The following is a 17,153-nucleotide window of genomic DNA, read 5'->3' as shown; positions in this document are numbered from 1 at the left end:
GACGGCAACCGCCCCAAGGGGCGCGGGGCTGTATCGGCATGCGGCTCCGCCGCGCGGGCGCGACCAGCCCATCACAACCCGCACCCGACCCCGGCCCTTCGCCTGCAGGCCGCACGCGGCTGGCCGCGCAGTTCCCCGCGCCCCCAAGAAGCGGCACGCAGCCACACCACCCCGACGAACAGCCGGCGCAAGCCTCCGCCCCGAAGGGCAGCTCCGCCGGGCGGGGCGCGATCCGCCAGAACAACCCCGACACCCAAGCGGCCAACTCCCCAAGGGGCGCGGGGCTGTATCGGCATGCGGCTCCGCCGCGCGGGCGCGACCAGCCCACCACAACCCGCACCCGACCCCCGGCCCCAAGACACGGCACGCGGCCGCAGTACGCCCCGAAGCACCGCCAGGGCACCGCGGCCAGATCGCGCGCACCCTCGGCGAGGCACTCACCCGCCCCCATCAATCCCGCACAGACCCAACCGCCTTCCTTCAAGCCTTACTTCAGCCCTTGACGCAAGTGGTCCATACCTTTAGGTTCACGGGTCAACCAAGCGCCCCTGCCGCACCGCCCGGCACGGGCACCGTCCCCCACCACCGGCCGAACCCGCTCGGCAAGGAGACTCCGTGCCCCCCACCCACCCCACCCGCGGCCGCCGCCGCAGAGCACTGACAGGCGCGCTGGTCACCGCGGCCGCCGCCTCCGTGCTCACCGCCGCCCCCGCACCCCCCGCGGCCGCCGCGCTGCCCACCGACTTCGCGACCCTGATGAACGCCGCGAGCGGCCGCTGCCTGGACGCCCGCGCCGCCGCCACCGCCAACGGCACCGCGGTCCAGCAGTACTCCTGCAACAACACCACCGCCCAGCAGTGGAGCTTCACCGCCACGAGCGACGGCTACGTACGGATCAACAACCGCAACAACACCGCGCAGGTCGTCGACGTCACCGACGTCTCCACGGCCGACAGCGCGCCCGTCCAGCTCTGGACGTACGGCGGCGGCGCCAACCAGCAGTGGCTCCCGGTCCACGAGGGCGGCGGCGCCTACCACTTCGTCAACCGCAACAGCGGCAAGTGCCTGGACGACCCGGGCGCCTCGACCGCCGACAGCGTGCAGTTCGTCCAGTACACCTGCAACGGCACCGCCGCGCAGCGCTTCCAGGTGGTGCCCGTGAACCAGTCGGCGACGAACCCGGATCTCGGGCCGAACGTCGTGGTCCTCGACCCCTCGATGCCGTCCTCGACCGTCCAGTCCCGGCTGAACACCATCTTCCAGCAGCAGGAGACGAACCAGTTCGGACCTCAGCGCCACGCCGTCCTGTTCAAGCCGGGCGCCTACAACGCGGACGTCAACGTCGGCTTCTACACCCAGGTCGCGGGCCTGGGCCTGACCCCGGACGCGGTCACGATCAACGGCGCGGTGCACGCGGAGGCCGACTGGTTCCCGCCGCACAACGCCACCCAGAACTTCTGGCGCGGCGCCGAGAACCTCTCGGTCAACCCGACCGGCGGCAGCGACCGTTGGGCCGTCTCGCAGGCGGCCTCGTACCGCAGGATGCATCTGCGCGGCAATCTCGCCCTGGACGACGGCGGCTGGTCCAGCGGCGGTCTGCTCGCCGACACCAGGATCGACGGCCGGGTCGACTCCGGCACCCAGCAGCAGTGGCTGACTCGAAACTCCCAGCTCGGCAGCTGGACCGGCTCCAACTGGAACATGGTCTTCGTCGGCAGCTCGGGCGTCCCCGGCACCAGCTTCCCCAACCCGCCGTACACCACGGTCGCACAGACCCCGGTCAGCCGTGAGAAGCCGTTCCTGTACGTCGACGACGCCGGCGCCTACAAGGTGTTCGTGCCGTCGCTGCGGTCCAACTCCACCGGCATCAGCTGGGTGGGCGGCAACCCGTCGGGCAGCTCGCTGTCCCTGGACAGCTTCTTCGTCGTGAAGCCCGGCGCGACCGCCGCGCAGATCAACTCCGCGCTGGCCGCGGGCAGGAACCTCCTCGTCACCCCAGGCGTCTACCACCTCGACCAGACGCTCCAGGTGAACCGCGCCGACACGGTGGTCCTGGGTCTCGGCCTCGCCACCTTCATCCCGGACAACGGTGTCACCGCGATGAAGGTGGCCGACGTGGACGGCGTGAAGATCGCGGGAGTCCTCTTCGACGCGGGCACCGTCAACTCGCCCACCCTGATGGAGGTCGGCCCGGACGGCTCCACCGCCACCCACACCGCCAACCCGACGTCCCTGCACGACGTGTACTTCCGCGTCGGCGGCGCCGCCGTCGGCAGGGCGACCACCAGCCTGGTGATCAACAGCGACAACGTCATCGGCGACCACATGTGGATCTGGCGCGCCGACCACGGCAGCGGCGTCGGCTGGAACACCAACACCGCCGACACCGGCCTGATCGTCAACGGCGACAACGTCACCGCGTACGGCCTGTTCGTCGAGCACTACCAGAAGTACCAGACCGTCTGGAACGGCAACGGCGGGCGGACGTACTTCTACCAGAACGAGATGCCCTACGACCCGCCCAGCCAGGCGGCCTGGATGAACGGTTCCACGCAGGGCTACGCCGCCTACAAGGTCGCCGACTCCGTCACCAGCCACCAGGCCTACGGGCTCGGCAGCTACTGCTACTTCAACGTCAACCCGGGCGTCGCCGCCGAGCGGGCCATCGAGGCGCCGAACCGCACAGGTGTCCGCTTCACCAGCATGGTGACGGTGTCGCTCGGCGGCACCGGCACCATCCGGCACGTGGTCAACGGCTCGGGCGGTCCGTCCAACTCCTCGACCAACGTGGCCAATCTGGCCAGTTATCCGTAGAGCGCGACCCCGCTGCCCCCTCGGCCGTCCCTCCCCCCGGAGGGACGGCCGCTCCCCCCGCACGTCCTCATCCCCCCAACTCCTCTCCCAAGGAGCGTCCTTCCCCATGCGCAGACGCCTTCTCCTCGGCCGGGCCACGGTCCTCGCCGCGCTCTCCGCCGTCCTCGGCACCCTGCTCACCGTCGCCCCGGCACAGGCCGCCGAGGGTTCGGTCAGCGGACTCGCCGGCAAGTGCGCCGACGTCGCGGGCGCGAACAGCGCCAACGGCACCGCCGTACAGCTCTACGACTGCAACGGCACCGGCGCCCAGCGCTGGAACAACGCCGGTGACGGCACCCTGCGCGCGCTCGGCAAGTGTCTGGACGTCGTCGACCGCTCCACCGCCGACGGAGCCTCGGTCCAGCTGTGGGACTGTTCCGGCGGCGCCAACCAGCAGTGGGTGGTCACCGCGGCGCGCGACATAGTCAACCCGGCCGCGAACAAGTGCCTCGACGTGCGCGGCAATTCCAGTGCCAACGGCACCCGGCTGCAGATCTGGACCTGCACCGGCGCGGCGAACCAGAAGTGGAACGCCCCCGCGAGCGGCGGCGGCACCGGCCCGTCCGGATTCGTGGTCGGCGAGGCCCAGTTCAACCAGATGTTCCCGGGCCGGAACTCCTTCTACACCTACGGCGGCCTGGTCGCAGCGCTGAACGCCTACCCCGGCTTCGCGAAGACCGGCAGTGACACCGTGAAGAAGCAGGAGGCCGCGGCGTTCCTCGCCAACGTCAACCACGAGACCGGCGGGCTCGTCCACATCGTCGAGCAGAACACCGCCAACTATCCCCACTACTGCGACTGGGGCCAGTCCTACGGCTGTCCGGCCGGCCAGGCCGCCTACTACGGACGCGGTCCGATCCAGCTCAGCTGGAACTTCAACTACAAGGCGGCCGGTGACGCGCTGGGCCTGGATCTGCTGGGCAACCCCTGGCTGGTGCAGAACGACGCGTCCGTGGCCTGGAAGACCGGGTTGTGGTACTGGAACACCCAGTCCGGCCCCGGCTCCATGACCCCGCACAACGCGATGGTCAACGGCGCGGGCTTCGGCCAGACCATCCGCTCCATCAACGGCTCCCTGGAGTGCGACGGCCGCAACCCGGCGCAGGTGCAGAGCCGCGTGGACGCCTACAACCGGTTCACATCGATCCTCGGTGTCTCCCCGGGCGGCAACCTCTACTGCTGACGACCGCCGGAACCCATCAGAAAAGGGCCCCCGCGGACTTCCGCCCGCGAGGGCCCTTTCGCACCGTCGGGACGACAGGATTTGAACCTGCGACCCCTTGACCCCCAGTCAAGTGCGCTACCAAGCTGCGCCACGTCCCGGTGCCGCGACCAGCGAAGATCCGCGTGATCGTGCGGACAGTACTTTACCGCACCCGACCGGCCCGTCCGAACCCGGCCGCCGCCGGGGCGGACAATGGCCGTATGGAACGTACGGCGGGCGGCGGACGGGACCGGGACGACGAGGGACGGGCGCGCAACGCCCGGCCACGGGACGGCCTGGGCCGGCCCCTGCCGTACGGCGAGCGGGGCGTGGCCCGGCAGCCGGAGGGCGTCGCGCGCACCCCCGACGAGACGGTCGCCGAGGCGCAGGCGCTGCTCGCCGAGGGCAAGCCGTTCCACGCGCACGAGGTGTTCGAGGACGCCTGGAAGTCCGGCCCCGAGGCGGAGCGTGCGCTGTGGCGCGCTCTCGCCCAGGTCGCCGTGGGGCTCACCCACGCCGCGCGCGGCAACACCACGGGCGGCGCGCGGCTGCTGCGGCGCGGGGCGGCCGGGGCCGAGGAGTGGGCGGCGCTGAGCGGGCGGCCGCGGCCGTACGGGATGGATCTCGCGGGCGTGGTGGCGTGGGCACGGGAGCTGGCGGACGGGGTGGAGGCCGGGGGCGGGCCGGTGGACGCGGTGGCGCGGGCACCCCGGCTGCGGGGCGGCCGGAGATTCTGAAAAGCCAGGTCACCCGGCCGGTGTACATCGGGCCGGTGGCGTACGGCAGACTCGGGGCGTGCGAAGCATTCATGTCATCGGTATCGGCGCGGGCGACCCCGACCAGCTGACTCTTCAGGCGGTCAGGGCGCTGCGGGACACGGACGTCTTCTTCGTCCTGGACAAGGGCGAGGTCAAGGCGGATCTCACCGACCTGCGCGAGGAGATGCTGCGCACGCACGTCCCGGAGGGCACGTACCGGGTCGTACGGGCCCAGGACCCCGAGCGGGACCGCGGAGCGGGCGGGGCGGCGTACTCCCCGGCGGTCGGGGACTGGCGCAGCGCGCGGGCCGGGATCTTCGAGCGGCTGATCCGCGAGGAGCTCGGCGAGGAGCAGACGGGCGCCTTCCTGGTGTGGGGCGACCCCGCGCTCTACGACAGCACGCTCGCGGTGCTGGAGGAGGTGCTGGAGCGCGGCGCGGTGACCTTCGCATACGACGTGATCCCGGGCATCAGCAGTGTTTCCGCGCTGGTGGCACGGCATCGCACGGGTCTGAACCGGGTGGCCCGGCCGGTGCAGATCACCACCGGGCGGCGGCTCTCCGAGGGCTTCCCGGAGGGCGTGGACGACGTCGTGGTCATGCTGGACGCGCACCAGGCCTTCCGGCGGTACGCGGACCAGGACATCGACATCTACTGGGGCGCGTACATCGGCACCCCGGACGAGATCCTGGCCTCCGGGCCGATCGCCGAGGCCGCGCCGCGCATCGAGCGGCTGCGGGCCGAGGCGCGCGAGCGCAAGGGCTGGATCATGGACACCTATCTGCTGCGCCGCCGCCCGAAGGAAGCGTGACAGGACGCGCGGGAGGAGGCCGGAGAGGCCCTTGACCGGCTCCTGAGCGGCACGTCTGCCGTCCGGTCCGGCTCTCCACCCGCGCGGGCCGCTCCCGCGTGCGGGGCCGGTCGGCCGGTGTGATCGTGGCCTCGTGACAGTCGCCGAGGAAACCGCACCGCCTGCCGCGCAGCCTCCCGTACTGGACCGCCGTCGGCGCAACGTCGTCTTCGTGACGATCATGCTGGGCATGCTGCTGGCGGCCCTCGACCAGACCATCGTGGGCACGGCTCTGCCGACGATCGTCTCGGACCTGGGCGGCGCCTCGCACATGTCGTGGGTGGTCACGTCGTATCTCCTCGCGGAGACCGTGGCGACAGTGCTGGTGGGCAAGTTCGGCGACCTGTTCGGCCGCAAGGTGGTCTTCCAGGTCTCGGCGATCGTGTTCATCACGGGCTCGTTCCTGTGCGGCCTGGCCTCCAACATGTCGCTGCTGATCGCCTGGCGGGCCATGCAGGGGGTCGGCGCGGGCGGTCTGATGGTGACGTCGATGGCGCTGATCGCCGATGTCATCCCGCTGCGCGAACGCGGCAAGTACCAGGGCGCGATCGGCGCCGTGTTCGGGGTGGCGACGGTCATCGGACCGCTGCTCGGCGGTCTGTTCACCGACCATCTGACCTGGCGCTGGGCGTTCTACGTCAATGTGCCCATCGCGATCGTGGTCGTCGCGGCGGCGGCCCGCACCATCCCGGTGGTGAAGTCGGCGACCCGGCCCGTCATCGACTACCTCGGCATCGCGCTGGTCGCGGTGGGCGCCAGCGCGCTGATCCTGGGGACGAGTTGGGGCGGCAACGAGTACGCGTGGGGCTCGGGCGTCATCATCGGCCTGTTCGTGGGCGGGGTGATCGCGCTCGGCCTGTTCTGCTGGGTGGAGACGCGCGCAGCCCAGCCGATGCTGCCCATGCGGCTGTTCCGCAATCCCGTCTTCACGGTGTGCTCCGTCCTCAGTTTCATCGTCGGCTTCGCGATGCTCGGCGCGATGACGTATCTGCCGAGCTATCTCCAGTACGTGGACGGCGACTCGGCGACGGTCTCGGGCGTGCGGACGCTGCCGATGGTGATCGGCCTGCTCATCGCCTCGGTGTTCAGCGGCAACGTGGTCAGCCAGACCGGCAGGTACCGGATCTTCCCGATCGTCGGTTCGCTGGTGATGGGTGTCGGCCTGTATCTGATGTCCCTGATGGGTCCGGAGACCGGGGCGTGGCTGGAGTCGCTGTACATGTTCGTGCTGGGCGTCGGGATCGGCCTGTGCATGCAGGTGCTGACGATCGCCGTGCAGAACACGGTCGACTACGCCGATCTCGGCACGGCGACCTCGGGTGTCACCTTCTTCCGGACGCTGGGCAGTTCGTTCGGCACGGCCGTGTTCGGCACGATCTACACCAACACCCTGACGCCCAATCTGCGCGAGGGGGTGGCGGAGGCGGCCGCGATCGGCGGGGCCGACCCGCAGGACGTCGCCCGGGCGGCGACCAGCCCCGAGGGGCTGCACGGGCTGCCCGACGCGACGGCGGCGCCCATCATCGACGCCTACGCCGACACGCTCCAGACGGTGTTCCTGTGGACGGTCCCGGTCGCCGCGCTCGGTTTCCTGGTCGCCCTGTTCCTCAAGCAGGTGCCGCTGCGCGACAGCGCCCGGATGGGGTCCACGGACATGGGCGAGGGCTTCGCCTCGCCGCACGGCGCGGACTCCCAGCGGCTGCTGGAGGCGGCGGTCGCGAAGATCATCGTGGGGACGGACCTGGACACGGCCCGCAAGCTGCTGCGCGACTCGCGGAGCCGGCTCGACATCGCGGGGGCGTGGGCGGTGATGCAGGTCGACCTGTTCACCCGCATGGTCGGGCACGCGAGCGTCAGCCTGATCGCCACCCGTAAGCATGTGCCGCCCGAGGTGCTGCTCCCGGTCTTCGACCGGATGGTCGCCGAGGGCTATCTCACCCGCACCGGCATGCTGGTCTCCCACACCGAGGCCGGGGCCCGTGAGGCGAACTTCCTCGGCGAGGCCTGGGCGGCCTGGCTGGAGGAGCGGGTCCGCCAGGACATCGGCCGTCCGCCCGGCGCCGACCTGCGCTCGGCGGTCGACACGATCGCCAAACGGCTGCTGGTGGAGGACCTCAACACGGGCCTGCCGGACCGCTCCCCGCAGCCGGTCTCCGCCGGGTAGCCACGCCTCACAGGCCCAGCCGGTCCAGTACGCCCCTCGTATCGGGCACAGTGGCCACTCCGTCCGGCAGGGGCGGGCGCCGTACGATCACGACGGGCAGGCCCAGTTCACGGGCGGCGGTGAGCTTGGCGGAGGTCGCGTCTCCCCCGCTGTCCTTGGTGACGACGACGTCGATACGGCGTTCCCGCAGCAGGTTCCTCTCGTCGGCCTCGGTGAACGGCCCCCGGGCCAGCAGGACTTCGGTGTGCGGTGGCATCGGCGGCGCGGGCGGCTCCACGGAGCGGGCGACGAACTCCAGGGCGGTCTGTCCGGCGAAGGCGGCGAGGCCGAGGCGGCCGGTGGTCAGCAGCACGCGGCGGCCCAGCGCGGGCAGCAGGGCGGCGGCGTCCTCCAGGGAGTCCGCCCAGTGCCAGCGGTCCCCCGGGCCGGGCTGCCAGCCGGGCCTGCGCAGCACGACCGCTCGTACGCCGGTCAGGGCCGCCGCCGCGGCCGCGTTCCTCGTGATCGCCTCGGCGAACGGGTGCGTGGCGTCGACCAGCGCGGTGACGCCGTGCTCGCGCATCCAGTCGGCCAGGCCCTCGGCTCCGCCGAACCCGCCGATCCGCAGCTCCCCCGCGACCGCGCCGGGCCGCGACACGCGCCCCGCGAGCGAGGTCGTCACCCGGACCCCACCCCGCGCCTCCAGCTCACCCGCCAGCCCCCGCGCCTCCCCGGTCCCCCCGAGCACCAACACGTGATCCATACACCGACAGTACTGCGCCACCCTTTCCCGCCGGCCACGGGTCGCGCCGAGCAGACCGCGCAGTTCCCCACGCCCCAACCGCCCCAAGGGGCGCGGGGAACTGCGCGAGCAACCCAACCCACCACAACCCGCACCCAACCCCATCTTTCGTCTGCAGGCCGCCCGTGGCCGTTCGCGCAGTTCCCCGCGGACCCAAGACGGCAGGCCCGCCCCGACGCCGCCGGAACAACCGCCCAGAAGGGGCGCGGGGAACTGCGCGACCGGCCACCCACGACCCGCAGCCGCCACCCGGGCAGAGCCACCGCCGTCAGGAGGCGCCCCCCGTCAGCGGAGCAGCAACTGCACCGCCCCCACCACCGTCGCCACGATCACGATCTGCTCGAAGAGCCGCTGGTTGATCCGCCGCACCGCCCACTTGCCGATGACCGCCCCCGGCACGACGAACACCACCAGCGCCGCGTCGAGCAGCAGAGACTGTCCGTCGATCAGCCCGAGCCCCGCGCTGAAGGGCACCTTCGCCACGTTGACGATGAGGAAGAAGAACGCCGACGTGCCGAGGAAGCCGAGCTTGCGGAAGCCGGCGGAGAGCAGATACATCGACATCACCGGACCGCCCGCGTTGGCGACCATCGTGGTGAAGCCGCCGAGGACGCCGTAGGAACGGGCCTTGATCCGCCCGGCGCGGGTCGTCACCGCGTCGGGGTCGTCCTCCTTGTCGACGGCGCGCCGCCGCCAGAGCGTGACCGCGGTCATCAGCAGCAGGGTGGCGCCGATGGAGACACGGACCACCTCGTCGTCGGCCCAGATCAGGAAGACCGTGCCGACGACCACACCCGCCGCGACGGCGGGAAACAGCCGCAGCAGGGTCGGCCAGTGGGCGTGCCGCCGGTAGGTGAGCACGGCGAGCACGTCCCCGGCGATCAGGAGCGGCAGCAGCACACCGGTGGAGGCACGGGCGGGCAGCACCGCCGCGAACACCGCCAGACTGATGGTGTTGGCCCCGCTCACGGCGGTCTTGGAGAAGCCTACGAGCAGGGCGGCGGCGGCCAGGGCGGCGAACTCCCAGCCTGATATGTGCCAGAGCGTCATCGTGTTCATGCGGAGACCGATGCTATGCGCACGCATGCGGCGCCCCTCAGGAGCGTCCCCTACATGGGGATCCCGCGGGGTTCTGTCGGTGAACGGGTGCAGGCGATCGCATGTTGCTCGCGCAGTTCCCCGCGCCCCCAGACCCACGACCGCCCCCAGGGGCGCGAGGAACGGCGCGACCAGCCACCCACAACCCGCACCCGCCACCCGGGCAGAGCCACCGCCTTCAGGGGCGCGGGGAACTGCGCAACCAGCCACCCACAACCCGCACCCGCCAACGGTCAGGCCCCATGCCTGCTCGCGAAGCCCCCGGGCACACCACCGCCCCAGGGGCGCGGGGAACTGCGCGACCAGCCACAGGCAACCCGCACCCGCCACCGCACAGCACAGCCCCCGCCGAACCGGACTCAGCCGCGCTCCACCAGCACCGCACTCCCCTGCCCCACCCCGACACACATCGTCGCAAGACCACGGGCCGCCCCCGTACGCCGCATGCGATGCAACAGCGTCGTGAGGATGCGCGCGCCGGAGCAGCCGAGCGGGTGGCCGAGGGCGATGGCACCGCCGCTCGGGTTCACCAGCTCCGGGTCGACGCCGAGCTGGTCCACGCAGGCCAGGGCCTGCGCGGCGAAGGCCTCGTTGAACTCGGCCTCCTGCACGTCCCCGATCTCCCAGCCGACCCGGGCGAGGGCCTTGCGGGTGGCCGGGACCGGGCCGATGCCCATCACGTCGGGGTGGACCCCGGCCGACGCGCCCGCGACATAGCGGCCGAGCGATTCGAGGCCGAGGTCGTTCAGGGCCTCCTCGCTGACCAGGAGCAGCCCGGCCGCGCCGTCGTTCATCGGCGAGGCGTTGCCCGCGGTGACACTGCCGTCCTTGCGGAAGACGGGCTTGAGCCGGCCGAGCTTCTCCAGCGAGGTGTCCTCGCGGACGCATTCGTCGGCGTCCACGACCACGCCGTCGGCCCGCTCGTAGGGCAGGAGTTCGTCGTCGAAGTGACCGTTCTTGCGGGCCAGCGCGGCCCGCTGGTGGCTGCGCAGCGCGAACGCGTCCTGCCGCTCGCGCGAGACGCCGTAGCGGGTGGCGACCTCCTCGGCGGTCTCGCCCATGGCGAGCAGGCCATGCAGGTCCTTCATCACCGGGTTGACCAGCCGCCAGCCAAGGCGGGTGTCGACGGTCTCCATCCGGTGCGGCAGCGCCTCGTCGGGGCGGGGCAGCACGAAGGGGGCGCGGCTCATGGACTCGGAACCGCCCGCCACCACGACGTCGGCCTCGCCCGCGGCGATCGTGCGCGCGGCCGTGGTGACCGCCTCCAGACCGGAGGCGCACAGCCGGTTGACCGTGGCGCCGGGCACGGACTCGGGCAGGCCCGCGAGGAGCACGGCCATCCTGGCGACGTTACGGTTGTCCTCGCCGGCCTGGTTGGCCGCGCCCCAGTACACGTCGTCGATCCGGGCGGGGTCGAGTGCGGGCACATCGGCGATCAGACCGCGGACCACGGCGGCGGCGAGATCGTCGGGCCGTACGGCGGACAGGGCGCCGCGCAGCTTGCCGATGGGCGTGCGGCGGGCGGCCGCGAAGTGGACGGGACGCAAGGGGAGGACTCCTGACCGACGACGCTGTGGACCAGAACAGTTAATTAGCACTGCTAGTTTCGGACTATAGACCGCGGAACGCCCCCTGGGAAGCGACCCCGGCACCCGCCCTCTGCCCGGCCCGCGGGCGGACCAGCCGCTTCCACTCGAACTCGGCGTCGGCGAGCGGTACTTGCCCCGCCCGCGGCTGGCCGAATGCCGACTCCGAGCGGCAGCAAGATCGTGTCACACTGCTCGCACGACGCCCCGCCCCGCGACCGAGGAGCTCCGTGTGACCGGGACCCAGCCGGCCCACCCGCAGATCGACACCACCAGACCGCACCCGGCCCGCGTCTACGACTGGTACCTCGGCGGCAAGGACAACTACCCGGTCGACGAGGAACTGGGCCGGCAGATCGCGGCGATCGACGACGGCGCCCCGAGGGCCGCGCGCGCCAACCGCTGGTTCATGCAGCGGGCCACCCGGCACCTCGCCCGGGAGACCGGAATCCGCCAGTTCCTGGACATCGGCACCGGCATACCCACCGAGCCCAACCTGCACCAGATCGCCCAGCGCGTCGCCCCCGCCACACGCGTGGTCTACGTCGACAACGACCCGATCGTCCTCGCCCACGCGGGTGCCCTGCTGCGCGGCACCCCGGAAGGGGCCACGGAGTACGTCCAGGCCGACGCGCGCGACCCGCGCGGCATCCTGGAACAGGCGGGCCGGGTCCTGGACCTCGACCGCCCGGTGGCCCTGTCGCTGATCGCGCTGCTGCACTTCATCGCGGACGAGGACGGCGCCCACGACCTGGTGGGCACGCTGGTGGAGGCGCTCGCGCCGGGCAGCTGCCTGGTGCTGTCAGCGATGACCGCCGACTTCGAGCCGGAGAACGTACGGCGGGGCATCGACCTCTACACCGCCCAGGGCGTGACCCTCGTGGCCCGCTCGCGGGCCGAGCTGGGCACGTTCTTCACCGGGCTCGACCTCATGGACCCCGGGATCGTGTCGGTGGCCGACTGGCGGACCGACCTCGCCGAGGACGAGTCCGACATCGGCCCGGAGCCCGTGTCGCTGTACGGGGCGGTCGGCGTCAAGCCCTGACACGTCCCCCTCCCCCGCCGGGCCGGTCGGCCGGTCCGCGGGACACGGCACGCCTCCCGCGCCGGGCCGGTCCGCGTCACCCGCCGAGGCGGCTCAGCGCGGCCGACACCAGCGTCAGCACCCCGGGCACGAGCACCGAGGGGTCGGGGGCGAACAGCGGGCTGTGGTTGCCGGGGACGGCGGCGAACTTCTCGAACAGGTCCTCCCCCGGCGCCGCCGCCCACACGTCCGGCGGCGTCGAGGTCACGTACCAGTAGTCGTACGGCACGCCCTCCGGCGCGAGCAGGGAGAAGTCCTCGCTGCCCATCGCCGGGCCGAAGTCGAACACGCTCTCGGGGCCGAACAGTTCGCGGTGCACGGCCGCGATCTCGCCGTCCAGGACGGCGTCGTTGACAGTGACCGGATACCCGCCCGGCCGCACCGTCACCTCCGGCGGCACCGGGCAGCCGGCCGCCGCGCACTCGCCCTCGACGATGCGCCGCACCGCCGCGAGGATCCGCTCGCGCACCCGGGGGTCCTGGCTGCGCAGGTTCAGCGCGAGCCGCGCCTCGGCGGGGATGATGTTGGGCTTCGTACCGGCGTGGAACTCGCCCACGGTCAGCACGGCCGAGTCCTTGGCGGCGATCTCGCGCGAGACGACGGTCTGGAGCCGGGTGACGATGTGCGCGGCGGTCACCACCGGGTCCACGGTCGACTCGGGACGCGATCCGTGGCCGCCCACGCCGTGCACCACGACGTCGATGTCGTCGGTGGCCGACATGGTCAGCCCGGGGGTGTGCGGGTAGAACCCGGCGAGGCCCGGCGCCACGTGCTGACCCAGCAGCACGTCCGGGCCCGGGAAGCGCGCGTGCAGCCCGTCGGCGACCATGGCGGCCGCGCCGCCGCCCGCCTCCTCGGCGGGCTGCCCGACCACCACGAGCGTGCCCGACCAGCCGCCGCGGCCCGCCGCGAGCGCCTCGGCGGCGGCCGCCAGCCAGGTGATGTGCAGATCGTGCCCGCAGGCGTGCATCACACCGTCCACCGCCGAGGCGTACGGCAGCCCGGTCTCCTCCCGCACGGGCAGCGCGTCCATGTCGCCGCGCAGCCACACCACCGGGCCGTCCCCGTTGCCGAGCACGCCGACCACGCCGGTGCGGGCGACGCCCTCGGTGACCGTGAACCCGGCCGCGCGCAGCCGCAGGGCGAGCTTCGCGGCGGTGCGGTGCTCGGCGAACGCGGTCTCGGGATGCCGGTGCAGGTCCTGGTAGAAGCCCTCCAGCTCCTCGTGCTCGAGGGCGGAGGCGAGCTCCCGGGTCAGGCGGGCGGCCACGGCGGGCTCGGTCATCTGGCTCCCTCTCGTCGGCAGGGCCCGGAAAGGGGAGGCCCCCGCCCCCACGGGCCGGGGCCGCCGAAGCCCCTTCGCGGGACACCCGCTCACCTTGGCACGGAACCGCGCGCCCGTCGCCGGTCCCTACAGCTCGGGCAGCCCCAGGACGCGGGCGACGGTCCGCAGGACGCCGTTGTCGGTGTTGGCCGGGGCCAGGTGGCGGGCCCGGCGTACGACCTCGGGGTGGGCGTTGGCCATGGCGAAGGACCACTCGGCGGTGTCGAGCATCTCCAGGTCGTTGAGGTAGTCGCCGAACGCCATGGTCTGCGCCGGGGTGATGCCCAGCTCGCGCTGGAGGCGGCGGATCGCTGCGCCCTTGTTCGCGGTGGTGTTCATGACGTCGACCCAGTGCTCACCGGAGACCACGACCTTGTGGGTGGCGTCGAGGTGGGCGAGGGCCGGGGCCGTGGTCCGCTCGACGGGACCGAAGTCGAACACGGCCACCTTGAGGATGTCGTCCTCGACGGCGGTGGCGTCGGCGACGACCCGGTTCTCCACGTAGTACTGGCGGACCTCCGCGAGGAAGGGCTCGTCCGCGCGCTCCACGTAGGCGGACCGCTTGCCGCAGACCACGGCGCCCACGTCCACGCCGTCCGCGTTCAGCCGCCGCACGGTCCCGAGGATCTCCGCGACGACACCGCCGTCCAGCGGGTCGGAGCTGAGCTCGACGCCGTCGCGCACGACGTAGGTGCCGTTCTCCGCGATGAACACCATGCCGTCGGACGCCCGGGAGAACTCATGTGCGAGGGTCGCGTACTGCCGGCCGCTCGCCGGGCTGAACAGCACCCCGCGCTCCCGCAGCAGGTCCAGCGTCGGCCAGAGCCCCTCCGGGACCTTCTTGTCGTCGTCGAGGAGCGTGCCGTCCATGTCGGTCACGATCAGCCGGATGTCGGCGAAGCCGGAGGCGGTGGCGGGAGCGGCGGGCCGGGCCGCGGGAACGGCGGCAGGAGCGTGCGGGGGCGCGGGCGACGGCGTGTACGGCATGGCTGCTTTCCTGGTTCGGCGGGTACGGACCTCCACGGCACCTCGTCGTTTCCGTGAACGACCGTCCACCCTACCGGGGGCGGACCGTGGGCCCCGGGCGGCCGAATCCCGGGACACCTGATCATGTGCGGGGCACAATGGCCGCGAAGGCCCCGCGGAGAGAAGGGCGAGCGACGTGAGCGACAGCGAGGGTCCCCAGGGGGCGGCCCGGCTGAACACCACCGTGGCGCACAACGCGCGGGTCTGGAACTACTGGATCGGCGGCAAGGACAACTACGAGGTCGACCAGCGGGTCGGCGCGCAGGTCGCCGGGATGTTCCCGGTGATCAGGGACGTCGCCCGGGCCGACCGCGACTTCCTGGGCCGCGCGGTGCGCTTCCTGGCCGAGGAGCGCGGGGTCCGGCAGTTCCTGGACATCGGCACCGGCCTGCCGACCGTCGACAACACCCATGAGATCGCCCAGCGGATCGCACCCGAATCGAAGATCGTGTACGTCGACAACGACCCGATCGTCCTGCTGCACGCACGCACCCTGCTGACCAGCACCCCCGAGGGCGTCACCGACTACCTCGACGCCGATGTGCACGACCCCGCGGCGATCGTGGCGCGGGCACGGGAGGTCCTGGACCTGGACCGGCCGGTCGCGGTGATGATGCTGGGCATCCTGAACTTCGTGCTGGACGACGACGAGGCACGGCTGATCGTGCGCCGGGTGATGGAGGCGGTGGCGCCGGGCAGCTTCCTGGTGCTGACCCATCCGACCTTCGACGCGGACGTCGGCGGCGAGGGCAACGCGGTGGCGATGGACTTCTGGAACGCCCACGCCACCCCGCCGATCACCGCCCGTTCCCGGGCGGAGACCGCCGCGTTCCTGGACGGCCTCGACCTGCTGGAACCCGGTCTGGTGCCCTGCTCGCAGTGGCGCGCGGAACTGCACGCGCCGGTCGTGGTGCCGCAGTTCGGCGCGGTCGCCGTGAAACCCTGACGCCGCGTGACCCGGTGGCACGGCCCCCGTGCCACCCCGACCCCCGGCCCCGCCCCGGCCGCCGAGGAGGACGCATGACCACCCTTGCCGACCCCGTCCCCGGCGGGCGCCCGGGCGACGTCGAGCGGGCCGCCGGACTGGCCGGTGAACTGGCCGGCCGGGGCGTGCACGGCATCGTCCTGTCCTACGTCGACACCGCGGGCGTCGGCCGGATCAAGACGGTCCCCACCGGCAGACTGGCGGAGGCCGCGGCCTGGGGCGTGGGCATGTCGCCGGTCTTCGACACCTTCCTCGCCGACGACGCGATCGTGACCAGCGGCGACCTCGGCTCCCCGGACGGCGACCTGCGGCTGTACCCGGACCTGGACGGACTGACCGTACTGGCCGGGCAGCCAGGCTGGGCGTGGGCGCCGGTGGACCGCATCACCCAGGACGGGCGCCCGCACCCGGGCTGCTCACGCACCTTCCTGCGGCATCTGCTCACCGGCGCGCGGTCCCGGCTCGGCCTGGAGTTCCGGGCGGCCGTGGAGGTCGAGTGGGCGGTGGGCCTGGACTCCGCGCCCGCCGGGGAGTTCGTGCCGGCCACCACGGGCCCTGCCTACGGCGCGACCCGCCAGGTGGACCTGAGCGACTTCGGCGCCGATCTGCTGGCCGTGTGCGCGGCACAGGGCATGGACGTCGACCAGTTCCATCCCGAGTACGCGCCCGGGCAGTTCGAGATCTCGGCGGGCGCGCTCGACCCGGTGGCCGCGGCCGACCGCAGTGTGCTGCTGCGGCAGACGATCCGCGCGGTGGCCCGGCGGCACGGCCTGCGCGTCTCCTTCTCTCCCGCCGTCACCGCCGTCGGCGCCGGCAACGGCGGCCACCTCCATCTCTCCCTGTGGCGGGCCGGCCTGAACCTGCACACCGGCGGTACCCGCCGCCACGGCATGACCGCCGAGGCGGAGGCGTTCGCGGCCGGGGTCCTGGACCGGCTGCCCGCCCTGACGGCGGTGACCGCGCCCAGCCCGGCCAGCTATCTGCGGCTGCGGCCCTCCCAGTGGGCGGGCGTCTTCACCGCCTGGGGCCTGGAGACCCGCGAGTGCGCGCTGCGGCTGATCACGGGCACGGCGGGGCTGCGCGACCGGGCCGCCAATCTGGAGGTGAAACCGGTGGACCTGGCCGCCAACCCCTACCTCGCGCTGGGCGCGGTGATCGCCGCCGGCCTGGACGGGGTGGACCGGGAGGCGACGCTGCCCGGCGAGACCACGGGCGACCCGGCCCGGCTCACCCCCGAGGAGGCCACGGCCCGCGCGGTGCGGCGGCTGCCGACCTGCCTGGCGGAGGCCGTCGGGGCGTTCCGCGCGGACGAGGTGCTCCGCGAGGCCCTCGGGGCCCGGCTCACGGACGCGGTGATCGCGGTGCGGGAGGGCGAGATCGCGGCCGTCGACGGCCTGGAGGACGCCCAGGTCGCCGCCGTCTACCGCTGGGTGTACTGAC

13 protein-coding genes and 1 tRNA gene are annotated in these 17,153 nt (G+C 72.6%); 8 read left to right on the top strand and 6 right to left on the bottom strand.

What is annotated here, in order from left to right; genetic code table 11:
* Nucleotides 1–657: 657 nt before the first annotated feature.
* The gene (locus ACZ6SQ_RS33870; RefSeq protein WP_469569050.1) at nucleotides 658–2,814 is read left to right on the top strand and encodes an RICIN domain-containing protein; all 2,157 of its coding nucleotides are present in this window, start codon (nucleotides 658–660) and stop codon (nucleotides 2,812–2,814) included.
* A 106-nt stretch (nucleotides 2,815–2,920) separates the two neighbouring features.
* Entirely contained in the window at nucleotides 2,921–4,036 is a 1,116-nt protein-coding gene (locus ACZ6SQ_RS33865; RefSeq protein WP_469568999.1) for a glycoside hydrolase family 19 protein, read from the top strand.
* Between the two features lie 66 nt (nucleotides 4,037–4,102).
* Here the strand turns inward: ACZ6SQ_RS33865 and ACZ6SQ_RS33860 are convergent.
* Nucleotides 4,103–4,176 (bottom strand) — tRNA-Pro (locus ACZ6SQ_RS33860).
* Between the two features lie 102 nt (nucleotides 4,177–4,278).
* Between ACZ6SQ_RS33860 and ACZ6SQ_RS33855 the strand changes: the two genes are divergently transcribed.
* The 3 genes from ACZ6SQ_RS33855 to ACZ6SQ_RS33845 all read left to right on the top strand — a co-directional run bounded on the left by ACZ6SQ_RS33855 (nucleotide 4,279) and on the right by ACZ6SQ_RS33845 (nucleotide 7,829).
* Nucleotides 4,279–4,794, top strand: coding sequence for a DUF309 domain-containing protein (locus ACZ6SQ_RS33855; RefSeq protein ID WP_469568997.1), 516 nt, complete (start codon nucleotides 4,279–4,281; stop codon nucleotides 4,792–4,794).
* A gap of 58 nt (nucleotides 4,795–4,852) precedes the next feature.
* Nucleotides 4,853–5,626, top strand: a complete 774-nt coding sequence (gene cobF / locus ACZ6SQ_RS33850) for a precorrin-6A synthase (deacetylating) (protein WP_469568995.1) — start codon at nucleotides 4,853–4,855, stop codon at nucleotides 5,624–5,626.
* Between the two features lie 133 nt (nucleotides 5,627–5,759).
* Nucleotides 5,760–7,829 (top strand): MDR family MFS transporter, encoded by a 2,070-nt coding sequence (locus ACZ6SQ_RS33845; protein ID WP_469568993.1) that lies wholly within the window; start codon nucleotides 5,760–5,762, stop codon nucleotides 7,827–7,829.
* 7 nt (nucleotides 7,830–7,836) lie between these two features.
* Here ACZ6SQ_RS33845 and ACZ6SQ_RS33840 read toward each other — a convergent pair whose 3' ends face one another.
* From ACZ6SQ_RS33840 to ACZ6SQ_RS33830, 3 genes are all read right to left on the bottom strand, one after another.
* Nucleotides 7,837–8,571, bottom strand: coding sequence for a cobalt-precorrin-6A reductase (locus tag ACZ6SQ_RS33840; RefSeq protein WP_386378253.1), 735 nt, complete (start codon nucleotides 8,569–8,571; stop codon nucleotides 7,837–7,839).
* Between the two features lie 324 nt (nucleotides 8,572–8,895).
* Complete coding sequence (locus tag ACZ6SQ_RS33835; RefSeq protein ID WP_469568989.1) at nucleotides 8,896–9,669, bottom strand: sulfite exporter TauE/SafE family protein; 774 nt, start codon at nucleotides 9,667–9,669, stop codon at nucleotides 8,896–8,898.
* 398 nt (nucleotides 9,670–10,067) lie between these two features.
* Nucleotides 10,068–11,255: a thiolase family protein gene (locus ACZ6SQ_RS33830; protein ID WP_469568986.1), complete on the bottom strand. Its 1,188-nt coding sequence runs from the start codon at nucleotides 11,253–11,255 to the stop codon at nucleotides 10,068–10,070.
* Between the two features lie 271 nt (nucleotides 11,256–11,526).
* Here ACZ6SQ_RS33830 and ACZ6SQ_RS33825 point away from each other — a divergent pair, with 271 nt between their 5' ends.
* Nucleotides 11,527–12,339, top strand: coding sequence for an SAM-dependent methyltransferase (locus ACZ6SQ_RS33825; protein ID WP_469568982.1), 813 nt, complete (start codon nucleotides 11,527–11,529; stop codon nucleotides 12,337–12,339).
* A gap of 76 nt (nucleotides 12,340–12,415) precedes the next feature.
* On the opposite strand, the gene ACZ6SQ_RS33820 is transcribed toward ACZ6SQ_RS33825, so the two are convergent.
* Nucleotides 12,416–13,663: an amidohydrolase gene (locus ACZ6SQ_RS33820; protein ID WP_469568980.1), complete on the bottom strand. Its 1,248-nt coding sequence runs from the start codon at nucleotides 13,661–13,663 to the stop codon at nucleotides 12,416–12,418.
* A 126-nt stretch (nucleotides 13,664–13,789) separates the two neighbouring features.
* Nucleotides 13,790–14,689: a Cof-type HAD-IIB family hydrolase gene (locus ACZ6SQ_RS33815; protein WP_469568977.1), complete on the bottom strand. Its 900-nt coding sequence runs from the start codon at nucleotides 14,687–14,689 to the stop codon at nucleotides 13,790–13,792.
* Between the two features lie 175 nt (nucleotides 14,690–14,864).
* Between ACZ6SQ_RS33815 and ACZ6SQ_RS33810 the strand changes: the two genes are divergently transcribed.
* Nucleotides 14,865–15,674, top strand: coding sequence for an SAM-dependent methyltransferase (locus tag ACZ6SQ_RS33810; RefSeq protein WP_469568974.1), 810 nt, complete (start codon nucleotides 14,865–14,867; stop codon nucleotides 15,672–15,674).
* Nucleotides 15,675–15,748: 74 nt separating this feature from the next.
* Nucleotides 15,749–17,152 (top strand): type I glutamate--ammonia ligase, encoded by a 1,404-nt coding sequence (locus ACZ6SQ_RS33805; RefSeq protein ID WP_469568971.1) that lies wholly within the window; start codon nucleotides 15,749–15,751, stop codon nucleotides 17,150–17,152.
* The last annotated feature ends 1 nt before the right edge of the window (nucleotide 17,153 follow it).

The sequence above is a fragment of the Streptomyces sp. NPDC048600 genome (assembly GCF_055587025.1).
The sequence above is the reverse complement of the archived record's forward strand: the minus strand, read 5'-3'. Positions and strand labels throughout refer to the sequence as shown.